The organism is Methanobrevibacter sp., from assembly GCF_017940815.1.
In the GTDB taxonomy this organism is placed as follows: Archaea; Methanobacteriota; Methanobacteria; order Methanobacteriales; family Methanobacteriaceae; genus Methanocatella.
The window spans coordinates 1-7,465 of sequence record NZ_JAGAXX010000068.1 but is presented as its reverse complement, the minus strand read 5'-3'; the positions used below and the strand labels follow the sequence as shown (position 1 = coordinate 7,465).

8 protein-coding genes are annotated in these 7,465 nt (G+C 41.2%); 5 read left to right on the top strand and 3 right to left on the bottom strand.

Going from position 1 to position 7,465, the window contains the following annotated elements; translation table 11 throughout:
* A partial coding sequence (locus tag ILA26_RS10355) for a zinc ribbon domain-containing protein (RefSeq protein ID WP_366514893.1) occupies window positions 1-116 on the top strand: 116 nt, incomplete at its 5' end.
* A gap of 121 nt (window positions 117-237) precedes the next feature.
* Here the strand turns inward: ILA26_RS10355 and deoC are convergent.
* Together deoC and ILA26_RS08325 are read right to left on the bottom strand one after the other, a co-directional pair.
* Window positions 238-945: a deoxyribose-phosphate aldolase gene (gene deoC / locus ILA26_RS08330; protein ID WP_292896247.1), complete on the bottom strand. Its 708-nt coding sequence runs from the start codon at window positions 943-945 to the stop codon at window positions 238-240.
* Between the two features lie 81 nt (window positions 946-1,026).
* Window positions 1,027-2,691, bottom strand: coding sequence for a tRNA uridine(34) 5-carboxymethylaminomethyl modification radical SAM/GNAT enzyme Elp3 (locus tag ILA26_RS08325; protein ID WP_292896245.1), 1,665 nt, complete (start codon window positions 2,689-2,691; stop codon window positions 1,027-1,029).
* Between the two features lie 119 nt (window positions 2,692-2,810).
* Between ILA26_RS08325 and ILA26_RS08320 the strand changes: the two genes are divergently transcribed.
* Together ILA26_RS08320 and ILA26_RS08315 are read left to right on the top strand one after the other, a co-directional pair.
* The gene (locus tag ILA26_RS08320) at window positions 2,811-3,095 is read left to right on the top strand and encodes a PRC-barrel domain-containing protein (RefSeq protein WP_292896243.1); all 285 of its coding nucleotides are present in this window, start codon (window positions 2,811-2,813) and stop codon (window positions 3,093-3,095) included.
* A 15-nt stretch (window positions 3,096-3,110) separates the two neighbouring features.
* Window positions 3,111-3,407: a DUF2098 family protein gene (locus ILA26_RS08315; protein WP_292896241.1), complete on the top strand. Its 297-nt coding sequence runs from the start codon at window positions 3,111-3,113 to the stop codon at window positions 3,405-3,407.
* A gap of 17 nt (window positions 3,408-3,424) precedes the next feature.
* Here ILA26_RS08315 and ILA26_RS08310 read toward each other — a convergent pair whose 3' ends face one another.
* The gene (locus tag ILA26_RS08310) at window positions 3,425-5,503 is read right to left on the bottom strand and encodes a DEAD/DEAH box helicase (protein ID WP_292896239.1); all 2,079 of its coding nucleotides are present in this window, start codon (window positions 5,501-5,503) and stop codon (window positions 3,425-3,427) included.
* Window positions 5,504-5,634: 131 nt separating this feature from the next.
* Between ILA26_RS08310 and ILA26_RS08305 the strand changes: the two genes are divergently transcribed.
* Together ILA26_RS08305 and cbiD are read left to right on the top strand one after the other, a co-directional pair.
* Complete coding sequence (locus tag ILA26_RS08305; protein ID WP_292896237.1) at window positions 5,635-5,904, top strand: thioredoxin family protein; 270 nt, start codon at window positions 5,635-5,637, stop codon at window positions 5,902-5,904.
* Window positions 5,905-5,935: 31 nt separating this feature from the next.
* Window positions 5,936-7,027, top strand: coding sequence for a cobalt-precorrin-5B (C(1))-methyltransferase CbiD (cbiD, locus tag ILA26_RS08300; RefSeq protein ID WP_292896235.1), 1,092 nt, complete (start codon window positions 5,936-5,938; stop codon window positions 7,025-7,027).
* The last annotated feature ends 438 nt before the right edge of the window (window positions 7,028-7,465 follow it).

Here is a 7,465-nt window from a genome sequence, read left to right as displayed (position 1 = left end):
TCAAAACACGCAAATGGAAATGTCAAAACTGTGGAAAAACACATGATAGAGACATAAACGCCGCAATTAATATACTAAACCGCTGGTTCAACGGAGATAGCCTGAAAAAACATTAAAATTAACCAATCAAATGAAAAAAAAAATTCAGGAATCCCCACCCTCTTTAAGGGTGGGGTGGTTCAATTTTAGAAATAGTTTTTTTTAAAATTAAATGGGATGGCGATGGTTTTTTTCCAATTAATTTGTTTTTCCTAATGTAATTGGTTTTGGTTTTACTTGAGTGTTTTCTCTTAAATCCTTATATCTTTTAACGATTTCATAACCCTTGTTACTTCCGATCTTGTCTGCTCCCCCTGTCAATACTTGGTTTGCAAACTTGTATTCGTCTATTCCACCGTAGATTTCAATCTTGATTTTTGGAGCGTATTTTTGAATGAGATTTATGTCATTAACGTTTTCGAAGATGTGGTTTGGAGATACGAAACCTGTTGAGTTTTTGATGACATCTGCTCCTGACTTTTCAGCAGCTTTTGCTGCATTTGCCTTTTCATAGTCTTCCAAAGCCTTGCTTTCAATTACAACTTTAAGGATCTTGTCCCCGACAGCTTCCTTGACCTTTGAGATTTCGTTTTCAATGAGGTCATACTTTTCATCTTTCAGGTGGCTTAGGTTCATTACCATCTCGATTTCGTCAGCGCCCTTGTTGATGAGCTCTTTTGCTTCTGCAACTTTGCTTTCTGTGTCTTCAAAGCCTAATGGGAATCCGACTACACTTCCGATTTTAATGTCTGTGTCTGCTAATATCTCCTTTGCCAATGATATGTATGTTGGTGAAATGACTACTGAATGGAAGTTCAACTCTTTTGCTTTTTCAAGGAACTCTTTCATTTCACCTTCACTAATCATGTTGTTAAGATTGGTGTAGTTGATTAGGCTTGCTAACATTTTTGAATTTTTTATATTATACATAATAAACACTCTCTCTAATTAGTTAGTATATATGCGAACAATTATATTTAAATATTTTCATAAGATTTTTTTCTTCATGTACGGGCCGACCTTCTCATAGCCGAACTTGCGGTAATAGTTCCGGGTTCCGATACCGCTTATGATTGCAACCTCGTCCTTGCCGTTATCAATTGCAATGTTTTCAGCTTCCTTAAGAAGTCTTTCGCCGAATCCTGTATGCTGGCCGATTCTAGGGTTCTTGCCACCGATCTTTATCATGTTTCCGTAAACGTGAAGCTCACGGATGAGTGCTGTGGTGTCAGTAATCTCGTCCCTGAAATGGTCTTTGGAAGGCAGGCGCAACCTTATGAATCCTGCAATGCTTTCCTCGTTGTAGTCCTCGATTGACAGGAAATATTCCTCTCCGTTGCATGCAACATATTTCTCCTTGAACAGTTCAAAGTCGTCCAATGAATATTCCTGTGATGTCTTCTTGTGGCCGATTTCACGGCAACGTATGCATTGGCAGTTTATGTGTTCTTTTTCGAGATTGTTGTAGACAAGCTCTCCAAGGTTGGATTTCTTTACTCCTGCCTCGATGAGGGTGGATGGAATGTCCCTTTGGATTCTCATGGTCCTAACCCATTTCGGAAGAATCGCCTTGACCTTTGTAATCAGCTCGACCGCTTCCTCATCGGTATATGGTGCATATTCGCCCCTTTCCCACATGTCATACAGTTCGCTTCCCTTTGTCACAAGGCAAGGGTAGATTTTCAGCATGTCCGGCTTGAAGTTGTCGTCTGTGAAAAGCTGCTTGAACATCTTGAGGTCCTGCTTCTGGTCTGAAAAGAGTCCGGGCATCATGTGCATCGCAACCTTAATTGCGGAATCCCTTAAAAGCTGGTTTGCCTCAATGACATCTGAAATCGTATGTCCTCTCTTGATTTTGGTGTAAAGCTCATCTGACAGTGTCTGCACTCCAAGCTCCACTCTAGTCACTCCAAAGTCAAGCATCCTGTTTATGTGGTCATGCTTGCAGTAGTCTGGACGTGTCTCGAAAGTCATTCCGACACATCTAACCTTTGAGTTCTCGTTGACCTTCTGGACATCCTCAATCAGGACGTAATCGTTAGGGGGATATGTTTTCAACACTCCCTTTTCGAATTCCCTTATTTCATCATAATCAAGGTTGTAATCATAATTTGTCGGCTTGTTCTCCATTATGAGGCCAAAGTCGCACATGGCCTTCAGGCATTGTGAAACGAACCATTGCTGGTATGAAAGGTCTCTTGAAGGGAATGTCCCTCCCATTATGATGAGTTCAACCTTGTCGATAGGGTGGCCTATCTTTTTGAGCTGTTTCAGGCGGTTGAAGCATTGTACGTAAGGGTGGAATTCATACATCCTTCCCCTAAGTGCAGCAGGCTCCTCACCGGTGTAACTAGGTGGTGCGATGTCACTTTCCGGACAATAGAAGCATCTTCCGTGGGGGCACTTGTGGGGATGGCACATCACGGCCACGATTGCAACACCTGACATTGTTCTTGTGGGCTTCTTTTTCAGTATTCCGGAAACAAGCTCCTTTTCATCAGGTTTGGCATATTCCAGGATGTCTGCATTGCTCATGAATCTGGACAGTTTCAAATCCCTGCACAATTGCCTTTTTTCAACCTCAAGCTCACGGCGGGTTGATATCTTTCCATCGAGAATGTCTTCAATTATTGTTCGACATGCTTTTTCCATTATTTTTTCACCTGGTATGAATTTAATAGTTAATTTTATATACTGGTTTTATTTAAATAGTTAATGATTTATATTATTAAATATAAAACAAATTTAAAAAAAATTTTAAGGTGAAAATTATGCAAATCAAAGAATTTTTAGGATCTACAGTTTTAGACAAAAACGCAAATGTAGTTGGTAAAGTTGAAAATGTTGATTTCAACACCGAAACCGGTAAAATCGAAACAATCGCTTTAACTTTACAAAAAAACATCTTCTCCAGAGACGAATTAGAAATCAGTTTTGATGATGTAGCAACCATTGGTGCATACGTAATCTTAAACAAAGAAATCACTCAAGAAACTGAAGAAGACGCAGCTGAAGAAGCCGAAACCGTTGAAATCGAAATCGAAGACGACGAATAGATGTAGGTTTTAAAAATGGTTGTAGATGCAAGAGATTTAGAAATACCTCTTGACTCTCATGTTCGATATGTCGACACCGGAACCATAGGTAAGGTTTTAGACATGAAAGTCGAAAATGAGAAGGGATGGGTTAAACTCGACAAGACAGAGTTATGGTATCTTGCTAGCCATGTTGAACTGCTTGATGAGAAAGACATCAAAAGGAACACATGGGGAGAAAACGTTGAAGTCGACATTGAAGACCTTAAAGAGAAGGCTCAAGACTTTGACAGTTTCGAACTTGCAACTGATGCCGGTAATGGTGGAGGTTAAATCCTCCTATTTTTTTTTTATTTGTTTGAAAATAATTTTATTTTTTCAGCAAGTTTAGGGCCGATTCCCTCAACTTTCTGCAACTCATTTTCTGAAACGCCACTCAAATCATTTCCAAATATTTTGACCAGATTTCTGGCCCTTTTTCTACCGAGCCTTTTGACGCCGACTACTAATGGTATTATATCTGTTTTTACACCATAGTACAGTCTTGCTGAAAGCATGTCGAAGTCCTTTAGGTTTGAATAGTTGCCCAATACTTCTGAAGTGTCTTTAGCAAACTTGACAAGCTTTGAAGCCTCATAAGCGGACCTTCTGGTTGAAGCTGAATATACGCTGTACCTGTTTTCTATCTCATACTCGCTTCTCTCATCTATCCATTCAATCAGTGACACTGCAGTTGCTTCGGGATTTCCGATGTTGACTGCAAAAAGACCATGTTCTGAAAGCTTTTCCATGACAGGGTCCTTTGACTTTCTTCCCTTGAAGGATATCAATGGCATGTCAGGGGTTTCGCATAGTGCATATATGAACTCTGGAGCGTTGATTTCGGTGATGTCTGATATGTACTCCTTGATTTTGACTGCGGTTTCAACGGAGTAGTTTGACCTTGCTATGAGGTTACCAAACTCTGTTGTCTTCAGCCCTTCCGGTGTTGCTCTAATTATTCCGTTCTGAAGCAGGAATGAGAGTGCATTCTCAAGCTCGTATTTGAGGCTGTCCTCTGCAAACAATGCCATTGAAGGGTTGTTCTTCATCTGGTATCCGTACAGGGTCTTTGAGAAGAAGTCTGTCAGCTCCTCAAGATTCTTGGAAAGTGATGATGCGATTTGCGCAATGATTTGCCTGTAGATTGCATCCTTGTTGTCGACAAGCTTTGAGTTTGTAAGCTCGATGTCTCCCTCGATGTAGAAGTCCTGAAGGTTCAATGCCTCATCCATTGTCTTGGCTATCAGATATGAATATCCGACATCATCGTATTGCGGCCTTCCCGCACGTCCTGACATCTGCTCGTAGTCGAAAACAGGAATAGGCTGCGGTCCGTTGCTTGTCCATCTTGTGTGGTCCCTGATTATCACTGTTTTTGAAGGAAGGTTGACACCGTACATGAGGCTAGGTGTTGCGGTAATCATAAGGATGTTTCCGTTTCTGAACTCGTCCTCGATGATTTCCTTCTGCTCGTTGAAAAGGCCTGCATGGTGGAATGCCACTCCGTGCTCACAGCTTTCAGCCAGTTTCAGACATGTGCTTGTCGGAAGTGATCCCTTTTTCTTTGGAACCTCAAGGATCTTTTCTGCAACTTCCTTGAACGCTTCCCTCTGCTTGAAGTTGATTTTCTTGTTTATCTTTTTGGCGACGTATGTGGCAAGGCTTTCGGTGAATCTCCTTGTTGATACGAAAGACAGTGCCTGTGAGCCGTCTTGAATTGACTTTTCAAGCACCTTGACAATCACGTCGTTCTTGTTTTTGGTGTTGAACATTTCAGCGTCCAATACCTCCTTATTTAATGGAACAGGACGATAGTCGTGCTCAACGCATGTTCCCTCGAGCCACCCTTCAATCTCCTCGATGTTTCTCAATGTTGCGGACAGCGCAATTATCCTCATTGACGGGTTGATTATCTTTGCCCTTGTTATTGCAGCCTCAAGGGTAGGTCCACGGCTGTACTCGCCAATCATGTGGAACTCGTCTATGATGAGGGTGTCAACGTCCCTCAGTGTGTTCCAGGAAAACCTTGTAAGGGCGTCGAATGACTCGAAAACCATTACTGATAAATCAGAACTTGACGGGTGCCTGCCGACACTGATTCCATGCTCCTCAAAGGCCTTGAACTCCTTGACCTTCTCGTTCTGGATTGAAAGCAGCGGTGCGGCATAGACTGCCTTTCCACCATCCAATATGGTTTTAAGGGCAGGCAACACTCCCAAAACTGTCTTTCCACTTGCTGTAGGTATGCAGATTATATAATTTGATTTGTCTTCCAGATATCCGGATTCAATCACTGCCTTTTGGGCGGGGTTGAACTCCTCGATATATGGGTATGCGCTGTTTATTATTGTTCTGATATCGTCTCTTAAGTTTTCCATTTTAATCATTTAAACTTTATTTTTTTAATATATAATAAATATTATTAGAGAGCGTCTGGTAACTATTTCTGGGTAACAGTTATATATAACTTGAATAATAGAAATAAATACAAATCGAATTATTAAAGGAGACATTTATTATGGCAATTAAAGTAGAAGTATTTTCCACAAGTACATGTCCACACTGTCCTGCAGCAATTGACGCTGCTGAAAAGGCAAAAGCTAAATTAGGCGATGCGATTGATGTTGAATCAGTCAAAATCGACGACCCAGAAAACCCTGACAACAGACAAAGGGCAATGGACTACCAAATCATGGCAGTTCCTACTGTTGTAATCGACGGGGAAGTTACCTTTGTAGGTGCACCTAGTGAAGACGAACTTATAGACGCACTTGAATCTAAATTATAGATTCTTTCTTTTTTTATTTATTTTATTCAAAATGGCTAATGACAATTATACTGGCGTTACAACAGGAACAGTTGCCACAGCATGCTCTCTGGCCGCATTGGATGCGATATTGGAGTCTCCAGACATTGCATGCGTCAAGGTTGAAACCCCAAAAAAGACTTTGGACATCATCATAGATGAGTGTGAGCGAGTTTCTGACGTCAAGGCCCATGCCGTTGCCCACAAGAATCCATACAACGATCCCGATGTCACAGTGGATTTGGCAATCGTTTCCACAGTCGAGCTCTTTGACAGTGATGATGAGGAGTCAAATGTGGTGATTGCAGGCGGTGAGGGCGTTGGTAAAGTCACAAAGCCTGGCCTTCAGATTCCCGTTGGGGACTATGCTATAAATCCCGTTCCGAGAAGTATGATTGTCAAGAACTTGAGCGAGAAGGTTCCTGAGGGCAAGGTTGCTAAGGTGACCATTTCCATCCCCGAAGGTGCTGAAATCGCCAAAAAGACCATGAATCCCAAATTGGGAATCGTCGGCGGAATATCAGTTTTGGGAACAACAGGAATCGCAAGGTCAATGTCCAGCGAGGCATACAAGAACTCAATCGTAAAGCAGCTTGACGTTGTCAAGGCAACAGGCATTGAAAACATTGTTTTCGTTCCGGGAAACATCGGAGAGAAGCTGGCCCTCAAGAGGCTTGATGTCACCAAGGAGCAGATTGTCCAGACCGGAAACTATGCAGGCTTCATGTTTGAGGAGGCCGAAAAGAGGGGAATTAAGAAGTTCACCTACTTCGGACACATGGGCAAATTGATCAAGGTTGCAGGCGGGCTTTTCAACACAAAGCATGCTATTGCAGACGGCAGGCGCGAAATCATGGTTTGCCATGCAGCTCTTTGCGGAGCGGGCCGGGATGACCTTCAAAGATTGTTTGACTCAAAGACTACTGATGACATGATGGACATCCTCAATGAGCTTGGCATTTCCGTTGAGGTTTCAAACAGCATTGCCGATGCCATTGGCGAAAGGTGCAAGCAGCGCTTTGATTTGGACTTGAACGTTGTCCTTGTTGACATGGAAGGCAATTATCTCAATGACAATATGGACCTTTCCTTATTTGAAGGTTAATTCTGTTTTTTCATCGAATGGTGATGAGACTAAAAAATATAAGTTTATAGCTTCATTCAAAAGAATTGGATATGTTTAGTCATCTAGATAATCGTCAAGTTCATCTAATGAAGAAAAGTGAGCTCCTTCGCCATTTGCAAATTCTTTATCTTTATAATGCAAGAATACCATGACCTCTTTAGGTCGTGGATGAATTGCACTGTTGTGTGTACTATCTTTTTTTAATAACTTTTATTTTTATTTGTTTTGTGTTTTTTTGGATGTTATTTTTTTTTACATGATTTTTTTCAGTATACATTTTTTTTATGTTGATTGTAATATTGTTTTGGGTGTGAAAAATTGTTTTGAGTACGTTATTTGATTACTTTCCAAATGCTCTTGCTCTTTTTTTATATAGAATTAATTTACAAAGGATATGTTGTGCAATATTAATTGTGG